This window comes from Streptomyces sp. NPDC111516 (assembly GCF_055635345.1).
Genome location: NZ_JBVKBV010000047.1, coordinates 1 through 18,657, shown reverse-complemented (window position 1 = coordinate 18,657; position 18,657 = coordinate 1). Strand labels below are relative to the sequence as shown.

Genomic DNA, 18,657 nt, shown 5'->3' with positions numbered 1-18,657 from the left:
GCCGCCCTGCGCGTATCTCACACCCCACAGCTACCGACCCGACTCAGCCGCTGTCAGGCGAACGGCCCGACATCACCCAATCAAGTTCAGTAGCCTGCATGGATCGAAGGCGTCCACGGAGGCGGCCGACGTACGGGGAAGGGTTCAGCACATGGCATGGGACGAATGGGAGCAGCTCAAGAGCAATGCCGCGGAGAAGCACTCCGCGCACATGCAGCTCAACCACATACCCGCCGACGGGGGCGGCGGCTCGGCTGACGGTGACCTGGTCGTCCACGACGACGAGCTGGGGAGGATGGGCAACACGGCGTACGAACTGCGTCAGAAGTTCGGTACGGACAGCGACTTCGCCCGCCCCAGTACGTTCACCGCGTCGATCGACCTGTTCAACGACGGTCTCGACATGGGTTCCGCGCTGACCGAGCTGCACGATGCATGGAACACCCAGACCGCGACGCTGAAGGAGGCGTGCGCGCACATCTCGAATCACTTCGACTTCACGCGCGCGCAGCATTCCAAGGACGAAGTCCATATCAATACGGGGATGAGGAACGCGGGCGGCGACCTGATGTCCGTGTCGAAGATCAACGACTACATCAATTAGCTTCGCGGAACGATCAGGGACTGAAAGCTACGGGGGACGGGCGGCGGATGACAGCGGAAACGATGACAGCGCAGGAACTCACCGATCTGCGTCTGGGTACGTTGGACACCGCGGTGTCCGACTGGGAAAAGTTGCACACGAAGCTCGAGACGCTGGCCACCGCGACGCACAGCGACAGCCCCGCCATGGAGACCTGGAAGCGCGAGGTGATCGCGGCCGGCGACAAGCCGTTCCCGATCCAGGGACTGCCGATGGGCCCCAACGGCTTCCAGGTCATGAGCAGTCTGATGGGCAAGGGCAAGTTCGACGACGACTTCCTGAACGACTACGGCAAGGGCCTGCTGACGTACGAGCGCGGGTTCCGAGGGGACCCCGAGGTCATCTGGCGCGACACGACCAACCTCAACTACCCGCCCACGGACGAGCCCAACGACCCGTTCGCCGGCTTCATGGAAGGCCTCGGACACAATCCCGAGGCGTCGCTGGAGTTCTTCAACGACTCGACGACGGTGGGCGGCAAGGACCTCGACAACTGGGACTACCTGGTGGCCAAGGGCGACGACGCCCGCGAATGGCCGCCGGGCGAGGACGGCAAGCCGCTGGGGCACGACGCCCTGGGGCACGCGCTGGAATCGGCGACGATCGGTGTGCCGTACGACTCCGACGCGACGCCGCCGAAGCATTCGGCGGGCAGCGCGGACCTCGTCAACCGGATCGTCGCGGAGTACGGCAAGAACCACGACCGCCTCGACGGCTCCCCGCTGAGCGACAGCCTCGGCAACATCACGGCCGAGTACATGAGGGACTTTCAGAACGGGATGAACCCGAGGCGTCCATTCGAGACGTACGGCAGCAACGCCAACCTGGGCGATCTGACATCCGGGCAGGTGAAGGATTTCCTCGGCGGGGTGGGCAAGGACCCCGACGCCTATGGGGCGATCATCAATGCCCAACAGGCGGTCACCACCGAGCTCATCAACGAGGGCTACCACGACAAGGCGTCGTACGACGAGTTCTCCGAAGAGATCGAGAACCGCATCGGCCCGGGCGCCGAGATCGCGGGAATCATGGCCGAGTCCCGGACCCAGGCCGTATACGACGACAAGATCGCCTCCGACGAGGAGTTCAACGAGGGTCTGGCGACCGCGGACAAGTGGGCGGACCGTGCCATCGACATGGGGCTGTCCAAGCTCCCTGTCGCGGGAGACGCCGCCGGAATGATCATCGGGGACATCAAGGAAGCGGTCGTGGATCACTACACCCGCGACTCCAGCGACGAGGCGGGGCAGGAGCGGAGCGACTTCCTTGAGTCCCAGCGGGACAGGTCCGCGGATGCCGTGTACGACGCCACGTATCAGGCGGCCGTCGAAGCCGGGACCGACCCGGAGAACGCCAGGAGCCAGGCCGATACCGCCGCCCGCCAAGTCAAAATTGGCTACGGCATGGGTCGCCAACGGGCGGGGAGCTGAGAAGGACCGTGCAGAACGATGCGACGGCAACGCCATCAAGCGGCAACAGGCGAAAGAAGATCGTATTCGCCGCTCTGGGCGTTCTCGTGGTCGCCGGAGTGGGCGTCGCCCTGTTCCTGCCGGACCAGAAGCCGGCTCTCTCCATACCCGACCGGGTGTGCCAGGAAGCGGTGCCCAGCACCCATGTGAAGTCTCTACTGCCGGAAAGGGGAGAGCCGTTCGAAGAGGAACGCTCCTTCAACTTCACGTCTGATTTGCCGAAGGGGCTGGGGAAGTGCGACCTGTCCGGCGGGGGGAAGATCTTCGAAATCCAATACAGCAGGATCCAGGACCCCGACTTCACCCGGGAATCGGTGCAGCGCATTGCGTCAAGGCCCGGCTACACCCCGCTCTCACTGGGGCCGGCCGAAGGGTACATCGGTGATAACAACAAGGCCGGGCTGTTCGTCGACTGTCCGTATTCGAAGGGACGTGAGGATCTCCTGGAGGTCTTGGTCGGTATTGGGGGCGACATCCCCGAGACCAAGGACAGCACCACGCAGGCAGAGCTCTCCGCGCTGACGGCCGACGTCGCCCGCGCGGTCGCCCGCGACGTGGTCGGCTGCGAGGGCGCCGCTGAACTCCCCGACGGCGTCCCGAAGATCGGCTGACCCCCACGCCGCAGGCGGCCCGGCACCACCGACCCGCCCCGCTGCCGTTCCAAGGGCGACCATGGGGGCGGTCGGCCGCGGCACACGACCCCTTACCGTGGACCACTACACCCGCGACTCCAGCGACGAGGCCCGGCAGGAGCGGAGCGACTTCCTTGAGTCCCAGCGGGACAGGTCCGCGGATGCCGTTTACGACGCCACGTATCAGGCGGCCGTCGCGGCCGGGACCGACCAGGAGAACGCCAGGAGTCAGGCCGATACCGCTGCCCGCCATGTCAAGGACGGCTACGGTATGGGCCGCCAACGGGCAGGGAGCTGAAAAAGACCGTGCGGAGTGATGCGTCAGCAACACCGTGGAGCGGCAACAGACGGAAGAAGATCGTATTCGCCGCTCTGGGTGTTCTCGTGGTCGCCGGAGTCGGCGTCGCCCTCTTCCTGCCGGACCGGGAACCGGCTCTCTCCGTACCCGGCCGGGTGTGCGCGGAAGCGGTGCCCAGTACCCATGTGAAGGCCCTACTGCCGGAAAATGGCGAGGCCTTCAAGGAAAAACGTGCCGTCAACTTCATGCCTGACGCGTCGAGGGGGCTGGGCATGTGCGACCTGTCCGGCGGGGGGAGAGTTCTCGGGATCCAGTACAGCAGGCTCCAGGACCCCGAATACAACCGGGATTGGGTGCAGCGAGGTGCGTCGGAGCCCGGCAATACCCCGATCTCGCTCGGACCGGCCGGAGGGTACATCAATCGCTACAGCGCTGAGCTGTTCGTCGACTGCCCGTACTCGAAGGGGCGTACGGACCTCCTGGAGGTCTTGGTCGGCATCGGGGGCGACATCCCCGAGACCAAGGACAGCGCCATGATGGCGAAGCTCGCCGCGCTGGCGGCCGACGTCGCCCGCGTGGTCGCCCGCGACGTGGAACGCTGCGAGGGCGCCGCTGAACTCCCCGACGGTGTCCCTGAGATCGGCTGACCTCAACGCCCGCAGGCGGCCCGGCACCACCGACTCGCCCCGCTGCCGTTCCATGCCCACGTATCAGGCGGCCGTCGCGGCCGGGACAGACCAGGAGACCTCGGGGGAGGACCTGCTGCCGGCGAGACATACGACGTGCCGAGACCTGGGGCGGCCGGGGTCGAAGTCAGGACTTGTATACGCACGCTTGACGCACGGGCCCTCCCGAGGGGCCGTGAAAGACCAGCCGTATCGCCTCTGACCTGGTGTTTTGCTGGGGGCGCCTAGGCGTACACCTTCCCGATGACCTCGCACGTGGAGTGCGTGGCGATACAGCGGAAACAGCGGGACCCGGGCCGAGACCGTGCCGACTCACATGGCCGCGCTCGCGTTCGGCGCCGCGTGCACTGTCCCCGCGTATCGCTGGGCGAAGCCCGGGTCACTGTCAGCAGTGATGGTGATGTCGTACCGACCGCCGTCCGCGGGCCACCTCAAGGTGACCTGTTCGCCCGGGCCGACCAGTTGAGTGCGCGCCGTGCCGCCGAAGTCGTTCGGGGTGACCGTGAAGCAGACGGCGGCCGTGCCGTCATTGCTCAGCAGCAACTCGACCCACGCCTCGTGATCACTGCTTCCCAGGACCGCCGTCGCCCGAGGAACAGCGGCGTCGATCCGGTCGGCCACCGCCACCGTCCCCGCGAAGCGGCAGACGAAGCCGTCGGCGCCGTGGACCGTGAAGTCGTAGCGTCCACCGGCGCGTACCGCGTCCCACACATAGGTGGCGGTGCTGTGCGGCGCGACGGTGAACGGCGTTCCGGCGAACGGCCGCGCGATGTTCGGGAACACCGTGAAGGCGAAGGCCGCCGTTCCCTCGTTGCCAAGGGTGCACAGGACCTTGCCGGTGGCGCGGTCCATGGCGATGTCGGCCCAGGGGCGGTACGGCAGCGGTCGGCGCGGGCGCGCGCCGCCCGGCTCCTGGGTGGGCACGACCTGTGCGCCGGGCGCCGGGGGCTCCACCGTCGGCAGCTCCAACGCCGCATCGGCTTGCTCCACGAGTGCGCGTGTGTCCGGCAGTGCGGGGATCGAGAAGTCGGGACGGGTGAAGTCGAAGCAGCTCGTGAGGTCACCGCACACGTCTCTGCGCCACTGTGAGATGTTGGGCTCCCGCACGCCGGTGACGAGCTCCAGGAAGCGCAGCACGGAGGTGTGGTCGAAGACCTGGGAGTTGCTCCAGCCGCCGCGCGACCACGGCGATATCACCCACATCGGGACGCGGTTGCCCAGCCCGATCGGTTGCCCGTCCACGAACTCGTCAGGGGTTCCCGTGGGTGGGAACGGCGGCACCACGTGGTCGAAGTAGCCGTCGTTCTCGTCGTACATCACGAGGAACACCGTGTGCCGCCACACCTCCGGGTTCGCGAACAGCGACTGGAGAGCGGTGTTCACCCAATGCGCGCCATTGGCGGGGCTGGCGGTCGGATGCTCGCAGAACAGGTAGGGCGAGACCAGCCAGGACACCGTCGGCAAGGTGCCGTCCTTGCAGTGCGCATCGAACGCCGACAGGTCCCACTTCGTCATCGCGTTGATGTAACGCGGGTCGTCCTTGTCGAAGTTGTGGAACTGGCCGAAGTACTCGAGGGCGTTGTCCTCGTAGTTGCCGTGGCGCTCGTCCAGGCCAGGCGTGTGGTAGACGCGCCAGGTGACGTCGGCGGCCGACAAGCGCTCCGCGTACGTGGTCCAGTCGCAGACCGGGCTTTCGGGCAGCGGTGTGTTGTCGATCCACGGGCCGGTCGTGCCGTCGCGGCCCGGGCCGACCGTGCCGGTCCACAGGTAGAGGCGGTTGGGGCTGGTGGGCCCGGCCAGGGAGCAGAAGTACGCATCGCACAACGTGAAGGCGTCGGCCAGTGCGTACTGGTAGGGGATGTCCTCACGGGTGAGGTAGCCCATGCTCTGCTCACCCTTGGCGGACGTCCAGCGGTTCATCGCGCCGTTGTTGATGGCCTCGTGACCGCTCTCCCAGTCGTGCGGCAGGCCGTCCGCGTTCTGCGCGTCGAACTTCGTGGAGTCCATACGGTAGGGCAGCAGGAACCCGCCGTCGGGCCGGGCCAGGGCGGGCTGGCGGAAGACGCTGTCGCCGTTCGGGAACGTCAGTGCCTGGCGGTCGTCGAACCCGCGCACGCCGTTCAGCGTGCCGAAGTAGTGGTCGAAACTGCGATTCTCCTGCATCAGGATCACGACGTGGCGGATGTCGTCCATGGCGTCAGTTCCGTTCCGCTGATGTAAGAAGGAAGGCGAGCAGGGCCAGGTCGGCGCGCCCCAGGGAGTCGAGGACCGTCCGGTTGGCTGCGGGCCGGATCGGTACGGTGGAGGGCACGGCCAGCACCACGCACCCGGCTGCCTTGGCCGAGGCGACACCCGTGGGCGTGTCCTCGACGACCACGCACACGTGCGGTTCGACGCCCAGGGCGGCGGCCGCGGCGAGGTACGGGTCGGGCGCCGGCTTCGTGCGGACGGTGTCCTCGACTGCGAGGGTCAGCGCGAACAGGTCCTCGCCCAGCGCCTTGCATACCAGGTCGACGACATGGCGCGGCGAAGCGGAGACGATCGCCGCCGGCACGCCGGCCGCGGCCAGTTCGTTCAGCAGGCGCAGTACGCCCGGGCGCGGGACGACCTCGCGGGCGACCCGAGCGGTGAAAGCAGCGTCCAGCTCGGTGGCGAGCACGCTGAGGCCGGGGGCCGCCGGGCCGCCGCTGCGGTGCAGGTGAGCGGCGGTGTGTGCGGCCGGGCGGCCCAGCACATGCGGCATGTCCGCGTCGGTCAGTGGCCGCCCGATCCTGTCGGCGACCTGTTCCGCTGCGGCCCACCACAACCGTTCGGTGTCGACGAGCGTGCCGTCCATGTCGAACAGGACAGCGGCGGGAAGGCCGGGTGCTGCTATGCGAGGGTTCAAGGCGAGTTTCTCCGGTGATGCGATGAATGGGCGGATGCGCGGGCTTACCGCTTCGGTTGCCGGGCGTCGGGCGGGTCGATCGGGGCCGACGGCGTCGTCCGGTCGAGCGTCGGCGGGAGCCGTCAGCCCCTGTCACCGCCGTCGTTTCCCCGGCGGCGGTCCACGAGCACCGGGCGGTCCGGCAGCCTCAGCGTCACCGCCGCACCTACCGGGAGCGTGGTCGTGGCGTGAGTCGGAACATCGGCCGTCACCTCGCCGCCGCTGGCCAGCCGCACGGTCAGCCGCGTCGTCGCGCCCAGGAACGCCGCTCCCACGATCTGGGACGTACCCTCCCCGTCCGCGGTGACCTCGACCGCCTCCGGCCGTACCAGTACGTCCACTTCACCCTTTCCACCGGCGGCCTCGGCGGCGCCGGGCAGCGTCCCGTCGACCGGCAGCGTGCGGCCGAACACGTCCACGGTCCCGTCGTCAGCGCCGGCCCGGGCCGGAATCCGGCTCATCACGCCGACGAACTCGGCGACGAACGCGGTCGCAGGGCGTTCGTACAGTTCCGCCGGAGGCGCGCACTGCTCCAGTTTTCCGGCACATATCACCGCGACCCGGTCGGCCATGGAGAGGGCCTCCTCCTGATCATGTGTCACGAACAGTGTGGTGATGCCCAGTTTCTGCTGGAGGCGGCGGATCTCCTCACGGAGCGTCAGGCGCACCTGTGCGTCGAGTGCCGACAGCGGCTCGTCGAGCAGCAGTACGCGTGGCCGCAGTGCCAGAGCCCGCGCCAGGGCGATCCGTGGCTGCTGACCTCCGGAGAGCTGATGCGGAAAGCGGCCGGCGTGCTGCTCCAGTCCGACCAGCTCCAGGAGTTCGGCGGCGCGAGCCCGTCGCGTGGCTTTGCCGATGCCGCTCATCCGCAACCCGAAGGCGACATTGTCGATGGCAGTCAGGTGGGGAAAGAGGCTGTAGGACTGGAACACCATGCCCGCGTCGCGGCGGTGCGCGGGGACACCCGTGATGTCCTCGCCGTCCACGAGCACCTGGCCCGAGTCGGGCCGCTCGAATCCGGCCAGGGTCCGCAGCGCGGTGGTCTTGCCGCAACCGGACGGGCCGAGCAGCGCCACGAGCTCGCCCGGCTCGACCGTCAGGTCCAGACCGTCCAGCGCCGTCGTGGCGCCGAAGGAACGATGCAGCCCGCGGAACTCGACGGTGGCGCCGATCCGCGTCCGGCCGATGGTTTCGGGATCGGTCATCAGGTCGGTCATGAGATCTCCTTGGGACGGCGAGCGCGTCCGGCTGTGGCGATGATCAACAGCAGCACCCAGGTGACGAGCACGCCCATCACCGAAACGGCCACCGACATCTGGGCCTGCGACCCGCTGATGGCGAGGATCCACACGGCGAAGGGCTGGTAGCCGAGGATCGCGGCGACGGTGTACTCGCCGAGCACCAGCGCCAGGGTCAGGAACGCCGTGTTGAGCAGCGCTCCGCGCAGGTTGGGCAGAACGACATGCAGAAGGGTGCGCGGCCATGGCGCCCCGCAGGCCCGGGCGGCCTCGACGAGCACCCGCAGGTCGATGGCCGCGAGCCCGGTGTCGAGCGTGCGGTACGCCAGCGGCAGCGCCATCAGCGTGTACGCGAGAACCAGGACTAGAGGGAACTGCGGGTTCTGCAGTGTGACCAGGGCTTGGAAGAGCGGCGTGCCGACGAAGTGATCCGATCCCCAGCCCAACACCGCGCTGAATCCCGCGACCAGGGCAACGGCCGGTACGACCAGCGGCAGCAGACACACGATCTCGACGAGTGTGCGCAGGCGTGGTGCGACCAGCCGGACCGTGACCAGAGCGGGCACGAGCAGACCCAGAACGAGCACGATGGTGGCGGCGGCCAGCTTCAGGGTCAGAGCCAGACTGTCGGTGAAGCCGCCGGCGGTGAGGATGCCGGTGTATGCCTCGAAGCCGATGTCCTGACCCGGGACGCCGGCGCCGATGCTGAAGGCGACGGCACATGCGAGCGGGACGAGGAAGTACGCGCCGGTGAACAACAACACGGCGGCTCGCCCATATCGGAGCGTGCTCAGGAGAGCCATCGCGCGCTCCTGCGCTGCAGCGGCAGCTGAATGGCCATGACGAGCCCCGCGACCAGCACCATGTCGACACCGAGCGCGAGCGCGATGTTGCCCTGGCCGACCAGGACGTTCCCGGACAACGCGTCCGCGATCTGCATGGTGACCAGCGGTACCGAGCTGCCGACCATCGCTGCGGCGGTCGCGTAAGCGCTGAACGCGGTCCCGAACAGCAGCACATAGCCGCCGAGCAGCGATGGCATGAGGACCGGCAGTGCGATATGCGTCCAGTAGACGACCGCTTCCTGCCGGGCACGATTGCCTTCACAGTGCACAATTCAGTGGCGACAACGGCTCTGTCGTGCCGACGAGGCTGACTGATCGCTCCGCCAAGGGCCGTGACGCTCGTTTGACGCCCCGGGCGCATGGAAACCGCTCCTTGTGAGCGTGAAACCAACGTCTGACCTGCTGGTCCGGCGGAGCTCGCCGGGCCGGCGGCCGACGTCGCCCGCGTGGTCACCCGCGACGTGGAACGCTGCGAGGGCGCCGCCGAACTCCCCGACGGCGCACCGCCTGCTCGGGCCGGTCGGCGGCAGGCCGGGGGCGGCTGCTCATGACGGGGAACGTGACCGTGATGGACAGACCGCCCTCACGCCGTGCCCGGGTGCTGATCGTGGCGTCATGCGCATTGGCGATGGCCTGCACGATCGACAGCCCGAGCCCGAGCCCCTCGACGCGCGCCTCCCGGGCGGCTCCCAGCCGCTGGAACGGCTGGAAGAGCCGGTCGACCGCGGACGGCGGAACCACCGGGCCGGTGTTGGTGACCACCAGCGTCGCATGCCCGTCCACCGTCCATGTGGCCACCTCGATCCGGCCGAGCGGGGCGTTGTGACGGAGCGCGTTGTCCACCAGATTCGTCACCAGACGCTCCGCCAGATTCCGGTGGCCGGCCGCCATCGCCGGGGAGATCGACCGATGCAACGTGATGTTCCGATACTTCGCTTCGTCCCACCTGGCGTCGATCACCTCATGGGTCAGCCGGGCCAGATCGAACGGCTCACGGACATCGATGCCCGCATTGCTCCGGGTCAGCGTGAGCAGAGCCTCGATCAGCCGCTCCTGCTGACGCCCCGCGACCAGGATCCGCTCGTGCGCCCTGCGCAGCGAATCCACCGTCGCATCCGGGTCGGCCAGCGCGACCTGCCCGAGCGCCCGCTGACGGGCCAGCGGCGTACGCAGCTCATGGGACGCGTTCGCGACGAACTGGCGCTGCGCCTGGAACGAGTCCTCCAGCCTGCCGAGGAGTCCGTCGAAGGTGTCGCCGAGCTCCGTGAGCTCATCACCGGGACCCTCCAGCGCCAGCCGCTGATGCAGGCTTGTCGCCGAGATGTCCCGCGCGGTCGCCGTGATCGTCCGCAACGGACGCAGTATCCGGCCGGCGACGACCCACCCCAGCACGACCGAGATCATCGACATCAGCGCGAGCGCTATGCCCGACTGGACGAGCAGTTGATGCATCACCTCGGACTTCTGATTCTCCAGAGCCTTCTCCTGCTGCCCCGACAGCACGGCGAGCGCACCCTGCTTACCGCCGCCCTGCCCCGGTCCCGGCGACACGAAGGGCCCGTCGGCCCCACTGGGCGGCTTCACGCCCCCGTCGGGTGCGAAGGCGTAACCCTCGGCGGGCGCCCCCGAGACCGCGTGACGCACCAGGAAATACGTGGCCGCCAGCAGGGTCGCCCCGGAGACGAGGAACAGCACTCCGTACAGAAGCGTCATCCGAAGCCGTACGGTGCGACGAGGCAGATGCGGACGGGCAATGCGGCTCGTGAGTCGGGCGCTGACAGGCATGGGCCCCTCAGATCCGGTAGCCGCGTTTGGCGACGGTCTCGATGACAGCGGGATCGCCGAGCTTGGCCCGCAGCCGGCTGATCGTGATCTTCACGGCGCTGGTGAACGGGTCGGCGGCCTCGTCCCACACTCTTTCCAGCAGCTCCTCGGCCGACACCGCCCGACCCTTCGAGGCCAGCAGCAGCTCCAGCACCCCGAACTCCTTGGGCGCCAGCTCCAGCGCCCGATCCCCCCGCCGGGCCTTGCGCCGAGCCGTGTCGACCTCGAGGTCACCATGGCGCAGCACCGGCGGAACAGCCGGATGTGTCCGTCGCGCCAGCGCACCGATCCGCGCCACCAGAACCGGGAAGTCGAACGGCTTGGGCAGATAGTCGTCGGCCCCCAGGTTCAGCCCGTCCACCAGATCCTCCGCCGTGGACGCCGCGGTCAGCATCAGCACCCGGCTCCGGCACCCGGCCGCGATCAGCTCCGCGCACACCTCGTCGCCATGCATCCCCGGCAGATCCCGGTCCAGCACGATCACGTCGTAGTCGCTCTGCAGAGCCCGCTCAAGGCCGTCCGGGCCGTCGAACGTCACATCGACCGCCATCTGCACCCGGCGCAGACCGGCAGCCACCGTCTGCGCCATCTCCTCGTCGTCCTCGACCACCAGCACCCGCACCCGCGGCCCCCTCCTCGATGCACACACCGGACACGAACACATTGACGAGCCTATCCAGAATGGGCTGGCCCCGGTTTCCGCAGGGTTTCGCCACCGCCACCCCATGGCTGGATCCCGTTTATCCGTTACACAACTCTATTGCTGAAAGAGTGTCCAAATTCCGATTATGGATGGTTGGACGCCGCCCCGCAGGTAGCCCACAGTCACCCCACATGAACAACCTTTCCGCCCCAAGTGCGCACGGCTGTCGTGATCCGCGTCTCAGTAAAGGCAATCGAGGGGAATGGGAACGGCGAACCCGTTCGACGACGAAAACGGCACCTTCCTGCTGCTGGTGAAACGAAGAGAACCGGCATTTGCTCTGGCCCGTCTTCGCTGGAGTCCCGGCCGACTGAAAGGTCATATTCGGGGAATACACGCGAAAGGTGTGCCTCGACTGCATCGAGGAGGGCTGGACGGACATGTGCCCACGCGGGCCAAGAGCCTGGCCCTCGTCGAATGTCTCCGCAAGAACGGCGTGTCGGACCGCCTCGATCGCGCTGGTCTGCCGCACTGCGTCCGGCAGACCAGGGCTTCTTCTGTGCCCCAACGGGGTCGGCGGTGCACCTGAGGGAGCTGAAACTCTGTCGAAACCGCTGCCCTCGTAGAAATGGAGCATGCAGGGAATCCAGCTACCAATGGAGGGCGAGATGGAAGCCACCGGCAGTCGCGACGCGGACCGCGAGGCCAAGAGGAAAAGGGCGCTGAGGCTTACCAGTGCGATGGCGGTCCTGGTGGCGGTTGTCGCGCTGAGCGCCACCGCATGCTCCAGCAATGACGAGCCGAGTGACAAGGTGGCCGATGTCGGAAACGGCAGCAAGGCACCCGTGGACGCGGCGGCGTCGCCCGACCCGCTGGCCTTTGCGAAATGCGTGCGTGAGCACGGGCTTCCGAATTTCAAGGACCCGGAGCCGAACAAGGGCCTTGGCGACGGTATCGACCCCAATGACCCGGAGTTCAAGAAGGCCGCGGAAGCCTGCAAGCAGTACAACCCGGCGCCTCCGCCGGGGGAGGGCGGGGACCAGATGTGGTCCGCGCAGGACAAGCTCAAGTACGCCAAGTGCATGCGGGAGAGCGGCGTGCCGAGCTTCCCGGATCCCAGCTCGGACGGCGGCTTCAGGCTGGAGACCGATCCCAACACTCCGCAGTTCAAGAAGGCGGAGGAGGCCTGCAAGAAGTACCAGCCCGAGGCCCTGCGGAACCTTGAGCCGAACAAGCCGGCAGGCGGCGGCTCGTGAGCGCTACGCAGACGCCCACGGAGGAACGGGAAGCCGCGCCGGCCCATGGCAAGCCCAAGGGGCGCTCGGGGCGGCGTGGACTGACCCTGACGGTCGTCGTGGGGATCCTTGTCGCGGGGGGTGTCGGCGTCGTCGTCGCCGATCCGTTCGGCCGGGAGAAGCAGAACACGACGACCGGGACCACCACCGAAACGGCGTTGGCGAAGGTGACCGAGGGAACCCTCTCCGCCCGCACGCTGGAGAACGGGACGCTTGGGTTCGCAGGCGACTACCAGGTGGTCAACAAGGCCGACGGCACCGTCACCGAGCTGCCCTCCGTGGGCGAGGTGATCCCGCAGGGCAAGGTGCTCTACCGGGTGGACGGCAAGCCGGTCATTCTCCTGCAGGGCCGCTACGTGCCCGCCTACCGGGACCTTTCCTGGGGCATGGAGGGCAACGACGTACGGCAGCTGAACGCCGCGCTCGTCGCCCTCAAGTACGCCACCAAGAGCCAGATCGACCCCGACTCGGACTACTTCGGCCGGCAGACCTACTACGCCCTGAAGAAGCTGCAGGAGAAGGCGGGCGCAGAGGAGACCGGGGAACTCCCGCTCGGCCAGGCGGTGTTCCTGTCCCCCAAGGAGATCAGGATCACCAAGGTCGACGCGGTGACCGGGGACAAGGCCGCGGGCGGGGGAGCGTTCATGCAGGCCTCCTCGACCGACCGGCAGGTCACCGTCGCCCTCAATGCGAACCAGCAGGCCGATGTAGCGGTCGGCGACAAGGTGACCATCACGCTGCCCAACGGGAAGTCCACACCTGGTGTGGTCTCGTCGGTGGGGAAGGTGGCCACGAAGGAGAACGACAAGACGACCATCGACGTCCAGATCAAGCCGTCGAACCCGAAGGTGACCGGCGAGCTCGACCAGGCGCCGGTGCAGGTCGCCATCGTCTCCGACACGGTCGAGGACGTGCTCTCCGTGCCCGTGAACGCGCTGCTGGCCACGGCCGGCGGGGGGGTACGCCGTCGAGGTGGTCGACCCCAGCGGTGAGCACCGTCTGGTCGCAGTGAAGACCGGGCTGTTCGACGACAGTGCCGGGCAGGTCGAGGTGACCGGCACCGGCCTCGAAGTCGACCAGAACATCGTGGTGCCGTCCTCATGACCGGCGTCGAGGCAGAGACGCGGGTGGCCGAGGCCCAGCAGACAGGCACGCCGGTGCTGCAGCTGGACGAGGTCACGAAGGTCTACCCAGGTGCCACGCCGGTGGTGGCGCTGGACAAGGCGAGCTTCACGATCCGCCAGGGCGAACTGGTGACGATCGTGGGCCCGTCGGGTTCCGGGAAGTCGACGCTGCTGCAGGTCATGGGCACTCTGGACCGTCCCACCTCGGGCACGGTCCGGATCGTCGGCGAGGACGTCGCCACGATGTCGGACCGGGCCCTGGCCGGACTGCGGGCTACCCGGATCGGCTTCGTCTTCCAGCAGTTCTTCCTGGCACAGCACGCCACCGCGCTGGAGAACGTCGCCGACGGCATGCTGTATTCGGGCACCCGGCGCGGAGCCCGACTGGACGCCGCGGCCTCGGCGCTGACCCGGGTCGGGCTCGGTCACCGGATCCATCACCGCCCGCAGGAACTCTCCGGAGGCGAGAGACAGCGGGTCGCCATTGCCCGCGCGCTGGCCGGTAATCCGGCGATCGTGCTGGCCGACGAACCCACCGGCAACCTCGACAGTGTCTCCGGAGCAGCGATCTTCAAGCTGCTCAAGGAGCTCAACGCCGAGGGCGCCACGATCGTCATCATCACCCACGACCGTGATCTGGCTGCACAACTGCCACGCCGCATCGAGGTCCTCGACGGTCGGATCGTCGTCGACGTCAGCTCGGCGGAGCGGCCCCTGTCCACCGAAAGGCATCTGCCATGACGAATTCGGCTCCCGGCCGGCTGTACCCGGCCGACCTGGCCCGTACGGCCGGCGTGGGGCTGCGCACCAGGCGGACGAGGGCCGCGCTGTCGGCGCTCGGTATCGCCATCGGAGTCGCGGCGATGGTGGCGGTCCTGGGACTGTCCGCCTCGTCCCAGGCGGGCCTGCTGGCCGAGATCGACAAGCTCGGCACCAACCTGCTGAAGGTCAGCCCGGGGCAGCAACTCGGCGGCGGGGACGCCGAACTCCCCGTCGAGGCACCGTCGATGATCGCCCGGATCGGCCCGGTCGAGACGGTCCAGAGCACCGGCAAGACCGAAGCCATGGCCTATCGCAGCCCGCACATCCCGAGCATCAACACCAACTCGATCACGGTCAACGCGACGAGCCTGGAACTGCCCGACGCGATACGCACCACCGTCGCCCAGGGCAGGTACCTCAACGCCGCCACCGCCGAGCAGCCCGTGGCCGTACTCGGTTCGGCGGCAGCCGGCCGCCTCGGCATCGCCAAGATCCATCCGGGTGCGCGCATCTGGGTCGGCGGGCAGTGGTTCTACATCGTGGGGATCCTCAACCCCGCGACCCTGACCCCCGAGATCGATTCCTCGGTCCTGGTCGGCTATCCGGCGGCGCAGAAGCATCTGCACTTCGACGGCCACCCGTCCACGGTCTATGTGCGGGCCGACACCGACCAGGTCACGGACGTCCAGGGGGTGCTGGCCGCGACGGCCAACCCGCAGAACCCCGATCAGGTCAGCGTCAGCAAGCCCTCGGCCGCGCTGGTGGCCCGGGCCGCGACCAAGTCCGCGCTGAACGGGCTGTTCCTGGGGCTGGGGGCAGTGGCCCTGCTCGTCGGCGGCATCGGAGTTGCCAACACCATGGTGATCTCCGTGCTTGAACGACGGTCCGAGATCGGGCTCCGGCGTGCACTGGGCGCAACCAAGGGGAACATCCGTATCCAGTTCCTGTCGGAGGCGGTGCTGCTCGCCGCACTCGGCGGAGTGGTGGGAGTGGCACTGGGAGTCGTCTCCACCGCGGTCTTCGCCCAGGTCAAGGGCTGGGCCACGGTCGTACCGACGCTGGCCTGGGGAGGAGGACTCGGTGCCGCCGTCGCGATCGGAGCGATCGCGGGACTGCTCCCGGCGCTCCGCGCGGCCCGCATGCAACCGACCGAAGCACTGCGTATCTCGTAGCACCGACGGCCCGGCCGGCCCGGCATGCGGAGGACGACCCACCGCATGCCGGGGATCCTAAGACCGACCGGCAATCGGGGGCGGCGTAACGGGGCTGGGGCACGCACGCTCGGACTGCCGGAGGGGTTGTTCGCGGACTGCTCGGAGAAGCTGCTGGCCGCGTGGCGGGCGCGGGAGATTCCTGTTGCCCTATGACTCATGTCACATTCGATTCCTGTCAGCAATCGGGGCGCCGTTCCGCTCAACTCACCAGGAGCAAGCGACCGACAGGAGCAACACATGAAGCATCGCATCGTCGTCCTCGGCGCCGGCTATGCCGGGGCCTACGCGGCCGGGACCCTGGCTCGCCGGCTGTCCCCGGCGGACACGGAGATCACCGTGGTCAACGCTGAGCCGGACTTCGTCCAGCGGCTGCGGCTGCACCAGTTCGCGGCCGGCCAGGAGATCGAGGCTCGGAAGCTCGCCGACGTCTTCGCGGGCACGGGGATACGGCTGCGCCTGGCCCGTGTCACCGCCGTCGACCCCGAGCGCCAGGTCGTCGCCGTGGCCGACGCCGACGGCGACGGCGAGTTCGGCTACGACACGCTTTTCTACGCGCTCGGCAGCCACGTCGCCGACGGCGGCGTCCCCGGCATGATCGAGCACGCCTTCGACGTCACCGGCCGGCCCTCGGCGCTGCGCCTGCGCGAGCACCTGGACAGCTTGGGGAGGCGGGGCGAAGGCGGGAGTGTGCTGGTCGTCGGCGACGGGTTGACCGGCATCGAGACCGCCACCGAGATCGCCGAATCCCGGCCCGGCCTGTCGGTGGCGCTGGTCGCCCGCGGCGAGCTGGGCGCCCGGCTCTCCGCCGGAGCGCGCAGCCACTTGCGCCAGGCCTGCGACCGGCTGGGCATCACCGTCCTGGAGCACACCGACGTCGAGGCCGTCGAAGCGACGCGGGTCCTGTGCGCCGACGGCACCGCCGTGGCGTCCGACGCAACCGTGTGGACCGCCGGGTTCGCGGTCAACCCCATCGCCGCCGCCGGCGGGCTGGAGGTCACCGAGAACGGTCGGATCGTCGTCGATCGCACCATGCGGTCGGTCTCGCACCCGGACGTCTACGCCGCCGGCGACAGCGTCTACGCCATCGGTGACAACGGTCGGCCGTTGCCGATGTCCTGCGCCTCGGCCGGCTACACCAGTATGCAGGCGGTCGCCGCGATCGTCGGACGCCTGACCGGCCGCCAGATCCCCCACACCAAGCTGGTCTACCCGGGCAACCACATCAGCCTCGGGCGGCGGGACGGGATCCTGCAGATGGTCGACGGCGAAGGGCAAGCAAAGCCGAAGTATGTGGGCGGCCGCAAGGCCGCGCGGATCAAGTCCGGCATCCTCAGGACCTCGCTGTGGGCCGCCTCGCACCCGACCTTCGGCCTGCCCAAGCGTAAGCACCGCCTGGCCGCCGCGCCGGATACGTCCGCCAAGAAGGCGGTCGCGTAGCCGTCCAGGGTTCCGTCTAGGGTGGTCCGCGTGGACAGCACCGCGACTGATCGCTTCGACACCGGTCGGTTCGAGGCCAGCCGGAACCGGCTGGCCTCGCTGGCGTACCGGTTGTTGGGCTCCGCCGCCGACGCCGAAGACGCCGTGCAGGATGCGTTCCTGCACTGGCAGTCCGCCGACCGGCAGCGGATCAAGGTGCCGGAAGCATGGCTGACCAAGGTCGTCACCAACCTGTGCCTCGACCGGCTCCGCTCCGCACAGGCCCGCCGCGAACGCACCGTCGGCGCCTGGCTGCCCGAACCGCTCCTCGACGGCGACCCGATGCTCGGCCCGGCCGACACGTTCGAGCAGCGCGAATCGGTCTCCCTGGCCGTGCTGACTCTCATGGAGCGCCTGTCACCCCTCGAGCGGGCCGTCTACGTCCTGCGCGAAGCGTTCTCCCACAGCCACGCCGAGATCGCCGAAATCCTCGACATCACCGAGTCCGCAAGCCAGCAGCACCTCCACCGGGCCCGGCGCCGCATCACCGCCGGGCGCCGCCACGGCGGCGAAGTCGACCCCGAATCCGCCCGCAGGATCGTCGAGGAATTCCTCGCCGCTGCCTCCTCGGGCCGCACCGAACGGCTGGTGGCGCTGCTCACCGACGACGCGACCGCGATCTCCGACGGCGCCGGCCTGGCCGAGAAGCTGCTGCAGTACGACACTCCGCAGCGCATCGCCGCCGTCGTACGGGCCGGCTTCAAGCCCACACCCGCGAAACGGCGACTTGCCGGCGGCACGCCCGCCATCCACTACGCGCTCGTCAACGGCGCCCCCGCGATCCTCTTCGTGGTCGGCGACCAGGTCGTCGGCGCCGTGACGTTCGACATCATCAACGGCGGGATCGCAACCGTGCGCGGCATCGCCGCCCCCACCCGCCTCACCCGCCTCATCGAAGCCTGGCGGCAGCACGAACCTGACACGCCGCTCATCACCCAGTGGTGATGTGCGGTTCCGCCGGACCGGACCGAAGAGGGGGTGGGCCGGGTGATTCGTGCGTACAAGTTCCTCCTGCGGCCCACCGTGGGCCAGCAGCTCGCGCTCGGTGAGATGCTGCGTGATCACTGCTCGCTCTACAACGGGGCGTTGCAGGAGCGCCGCGACGCCTGGCACCACACCTCGAAGACCACTGTCCGGTACGGGCAGCAGTCCGTGCAGCTCAAGGAGATCCGGGCGTTCGACCCGGAGCGTCAGGGCCGCTGGTCGTTCTCCAGCCAGCAGGCGACGCTGCGGCGTCTGGACAAGGCGTTCGCCGCGTTCTTCCGCCGTGTCGGGGCCGGTGAGAAGCCGGGCTATCCGCGCTTCAAGGGCGTAGGGCACTTCGACACGGTCGTCTTCCCGAAGGACGGCGACGGCTGCCGTTGGGATGCCATCCCGTACGATCCGGTCACGCGCGTGCGTATCCAGGGGGTCGGGCACGTCAAGGTGCACCAGCACCGGCCGGTGGCCGGCAGGGTCAAGACGGTCTCGGTCAAGCGCGAGGGCCATAAGAGGAGCTCACAAAATGGGAGTCCGATCAGCTCGCGGCGTCTGGTGCGTGCGATCGCAAGGCGCTGGAAGGTCCTTGTAGCGGAGCTACTAG

19 protein-coding genes and 1 pseudogene are annotated in these 18,657 nt (G+C 68.5%); 13 read left to right on the top strand and 7 right to left on the bottom strand.

Features of this window, described 5'->3' with window-relative positions; translation table 11 throughout:
- Positions 1 to 151: 151 nt before the first annotated feature.
- From ACZ7L9_RS37105 to ACZ7L9_RS37085, 5 genes are all read left to right on the top strand, one after another.
- Complete coding sequence (locus tag ACZ7L9_RS37105; protein WP_471421934.1) at positions 152 to 604, top strand: hypothetical protein; 453 nt, start codon at positions 152 to 154, stop codon at positions 602 to 604.
- A gap of 62 nt (positions 605 to 666) precedes the next feature.
- Positions 667 to 2,073, top strand: coding sequence for a hypothetical protein (locus tag ACZ7L9_RS37100; protein ID WP_471421933.1), 1,407 nt, complete (start codon positions 667 to 669; stop codon positions 2,071 to 2,073).
- A gap of 8 nt (positions 2,074 to 2,081) precedes the next feature.
- Positions 2,082 to 2,723, top strand: coding sequence for a hypothetical protein (locus ACZ7L9_RS37095; RefSeq protein ID WP_471421932.1), 642 nt, complete (start codon positions 2,082 to 2,084; stop codon positions 2,721 to 2,723).
- 97 nt (positions 2,724 to 2,820) lie between these two features.
- On the top strand, positions 2,821 to 3,042 hold the full coding sequence (locus ACZ7L9_RS37090) for a hypothetical protein (protein WP_471421931.1): 222 nt from the start codon (positions 2,821 to 2,823) through the stop codon (positions 3,040 to 3,042).
- An 8-nt stretch (positions 3,043 to 3,050) separates the two neighbouring features.
- The gene (locus tag ACZ7L9_RS37085) at positions 3,051 to 3,689 is read left to right on the top strand and encodes a hypothetical protein (RefSeq protein ID WP_471421930.1); all 639 of its coding nucleotides are present in this window, start codon (positions 3,051 to 3,053) and stop codon (positions 3,687 to 3,689) included.
- A gap of 351 nt (positions 3,690 to 4,040) precedes the next feature.
- On the opposite strand, the gene ACZ7L9_RS37080 is transcribed toward ACZ7L9_RS37085, so the two are convergent.
- From ACZ7L9_RS37080 to ACZ7L9_RS37050, 7 genes and pseudogenes are all read right to left on the bottom strand, one after another.
- Positions 4,041 to 5,921: a phosphocholine-specific phospholipase C gene (locus tag ACZ7L9_RS37080; RefSeq protein ID WP_471421929.1), complete on the bottom strand. Its 1,881-nt coding sequence runs from the start codon at positions 5,919 to 5,921 to the stop codon at positions 4,041 to 4,043.
- Positions 5,922 to 5,925: 4 nt separating this feature from the next.
- Positions 5,926 to 6,615 carry an HAD family hydrolase gene (locus tag ACZ7L9_RS37075; RefSeq protein WP_471421928.1) on the bottom strand — a complete coding sequence of 230 codons (690 nt, stop codon included), beginning with the start codon at positions 6,613 to 6,615 and terminating at the stop codon, positions 5,926 to 5,928.
- A 122-nt stretch (positions 6,616 to 6,737) separates the two neighbouring features.
- Complete coding sequence (locus ACZ7L9_RS37070) at positions 6,738 to 7,871, bottom strand: ABC transporter ATP-binding protein (RefSeq protein WP_471421927.1); 1,134 nt, start codon at positions 7,869 to 7,871, stop codon at positions 6,738 to 6,740.
- Entirely contained in the window at positions 7,868 to 8,695 is an 828-nt protein-coding gene (locus ACZ7L9_RS37065; protein ID WP_471421926.1) for an ABC transporter permease, read from the bottom strand. Before ACZ7L9_RS37065 ends, ACZ7L9_RS37070 begins: the two co-directional genes overlap by 4 nt.
- A pseudogene (locus ACZ7L9_RS37060) lies at positions 8,683 to 8,964 on the bottom strand (ABC transporter permease); the annotation flags it as partial. The pseudogene ACZ7L9_RS37060 and the gene ACZ7L9_RS37065, both read right to left, overlap by 13 nt.
- Before the next feature lie 223 nt (positions 8,965 to 9,187).
- On the bottom strand, positions 9,188 to 10,450 hold the full coding sequence (locus tag ACZ7L9_RS37055; RefSeq protein WP_471421925.1) for a sensor histidine kinase: 1,263 nt from the start codon (positions 10,448 to 10,450) through the stop codon (positions 9,188 to 9,190).
- 79 nt (positions 10,451 to 10,529) lie between these two features.
- Positions 10,530 to 11,183 carry a response regulator transcription factor gene (locus ACZ7L9_RS37050; protein WP_471421924.1) on the bottom strand — a complete coding sequence of 218 codons (654 nt, stop codon included), beginning with the start codon at positions 11,181 to 11,183 and terminating at the stop codon, positions 10,530 to 10,532.
- Between the two features lie 656 nt (positions 11,184 to 11,839).
- Here ACZ7L9_RS37050 and ACZ7L9_RS37045 point away from each other — a divergent pair.
- The 8 genes from ACZ7L9_RS37045 to ACZ7L9_RS37010 form a co-directional block, all read left to right on the top strand.
- A complete protein-coding gene (locus ACZ7L9_RS37045; RefSeq protein WP_471421923.1) occupies positions 11,840 to 12,460 on the top strand; it encodes a hypothetical protein in 621 nt (206 codons plus the stop codon).
- Positions 12,457 to 13,491, top strand: coding sequence for a peptidoglycan-binding protein (locus ACZ7L9_RS37040; RefSeq protein WP_471421922.1), 1,035 nt, complete (start codon positions 12,457 to 12,459; stop codon positions 13,489 to 13,491). Before ACZ7L9_RS37045 ends, ACZ7L9_RS37040 begins: the two co-directional genes overlap by 4 nt.
- On the top strand, positions 13,472 to 13,603 hold the full coding sequence (locus tag ACZ7L9_RS37035; RefSeq protein WP_471421921.1) for a hypothetical protein: 132 nt from the start codon (positions 13,472 to 13,474) through the stop codon (positions 13,601 to 13,603). The genes ACZ7L9_RS37040 and ACZ7L9_RS37035 overlap by 20 nt, the downstream gene beginning before the upstream one ends.
- Positions 13,600 to 14,364, top strand: coding sequence for an ABC transporter ATP-binding protein (locus ACZ7L9_RS37030; RefSeq protein WP_471421920.1), 765 nt, complete (start codon positions 13,600 to 13,602; stop codon positions 14,362 to 14,364). The genes ACZ7L9_RS37035 and ACZ7L9_RS37030 overlap by 4 nt, the downstream gene beginning before the upstream one ends.
- Complete coding sequence (locus ACZ7L9_RS37025; protein ID WP_471421919.1) at positions 14,361 to 15,557, top strand: ABC transporter permease; 1,197 nt, start codon at positions 14,361 to 14,363, stop codon at positions 15,555 to 15,557. The genes ACZ7L9_RS37030 and ACZ7L9_RS37025 overlap by 4 nt, the downstream gene beginning before the upstream one ends.
- Positions 15,558 to 15,836: 279 nt before the next feature.
- On the top strand, positions 15,837 to 17,036 hold the full coding sequence (locus tag ACZ7L9_RS37020) for an NAD(P)/FAD-dependent oxidoreductase (RefSeq protein WP_471421918.1): 1,200 nt from the start codon (positions 15,837 to 15,839) through the stop codon (positions 17,034 to 17,036).
- A 30-nt stretch (positions 17,037 to 17,066) separates the two neighbouring features.
- The gene (locus ACZ7L9_RS37015) at positions 17,067 to 18,020 is read left to right on the top strand and encodes a sigma-70 family RNA polymerase sigma factor (protein WP_471421917.1); all 954 of its coding nucleotides are present in this window, start codon (positions 17,067 to 17,069) and stop codon (positions 18,018 to 18,020) included.
- 42 nt (positions 18,021 to 18,062) lie between these two features.
- Positions 18,063 to 18,657 (top strand): helix-turn-helix domain-containing protein (locus ACZ7L9_RS37010; RefSeq protein ID WP_471421916.1); only part of this gene is annotated, 595 nt, incomplete at its 3' end.

Excerpts from the sequence above, each read along its gene's own strand:
- ACZ7L9_RS37105 (WP_471421934.1), top strand. The coding sequence starts at position 152 with ATGGCATGGGACGAATGGGAGCAGCTCAAGAGCAATGCCGCGGAGAAG.
- ACZ7L9_RS37100 (WP_471421933.1), top strand. The coding sequence starts at position 667 with ATGACAGCGCAGGAACTCACCGATCTGCGTCTGGGTACGTTGGACACC.
- ACZ7L9_RS37080 (WP_471421929.1), bottom strand. The coding sequence starts at position 5,921 with ATGGACGACATCCGCCACGTCGTGATCCTGATGCAGGAGAATCGCAGT.
- ACZ7L9_RS37070 (WP_471421927.1), bottom strand. The coding sequence starts at position 7,871 with ATGACCGACCTGATGACCGATCCCGAAACCATCGGCCGGACGCGGATC.
- ACZ7L9_RS37065 (WP_471421926.1), bottom strand. The coding sequence starts at position 8,695 with ATGGCTCTCCTGAGCACGCTCCGATATGGGCGAGCCGCCGTGTTGTTG.
- ACZ7L9_RS37055 (WP_471421925.1), bottom strand. The coding sequence starts at position 10,450 with ATGACGCTTCTGTACGGAGTGCTGTTCCTCGTCTCCGGGGCGACCCTG.
- ACZ7L9_RS37045 (WP_471421923.1), top strand. The coding sequence starts at position 11,840 with ATGCAGGGAATCCAGCTACCAATGGAGGGCGAGATGGAAGCCACCGGC.
- ACZ7L9_RS37030 (WP_471421920.1), top strand. The coding sequence starts at position 13,600 with ATGACCGGCGTCGAGGCAGAGACGCGGGTGGCCGAGGCCCAGCAGACA.
- ACZ7L9_RS37025 (WP_471421919.1), top strand. The coding sequence starts at position 14,361 with ATGACGAATTCGGCTCCCGGCCGGCTGTACCCGGCCGACCTGGCCCGT.
- ACZ7L9_RS37020 (WP_471421918.1), top strand. The coding sequence starts at position 15,837 with ATGAAGCATCGCATCGTCGTCCTCGGCGCCGGCTATGCCGGGGCCTAC.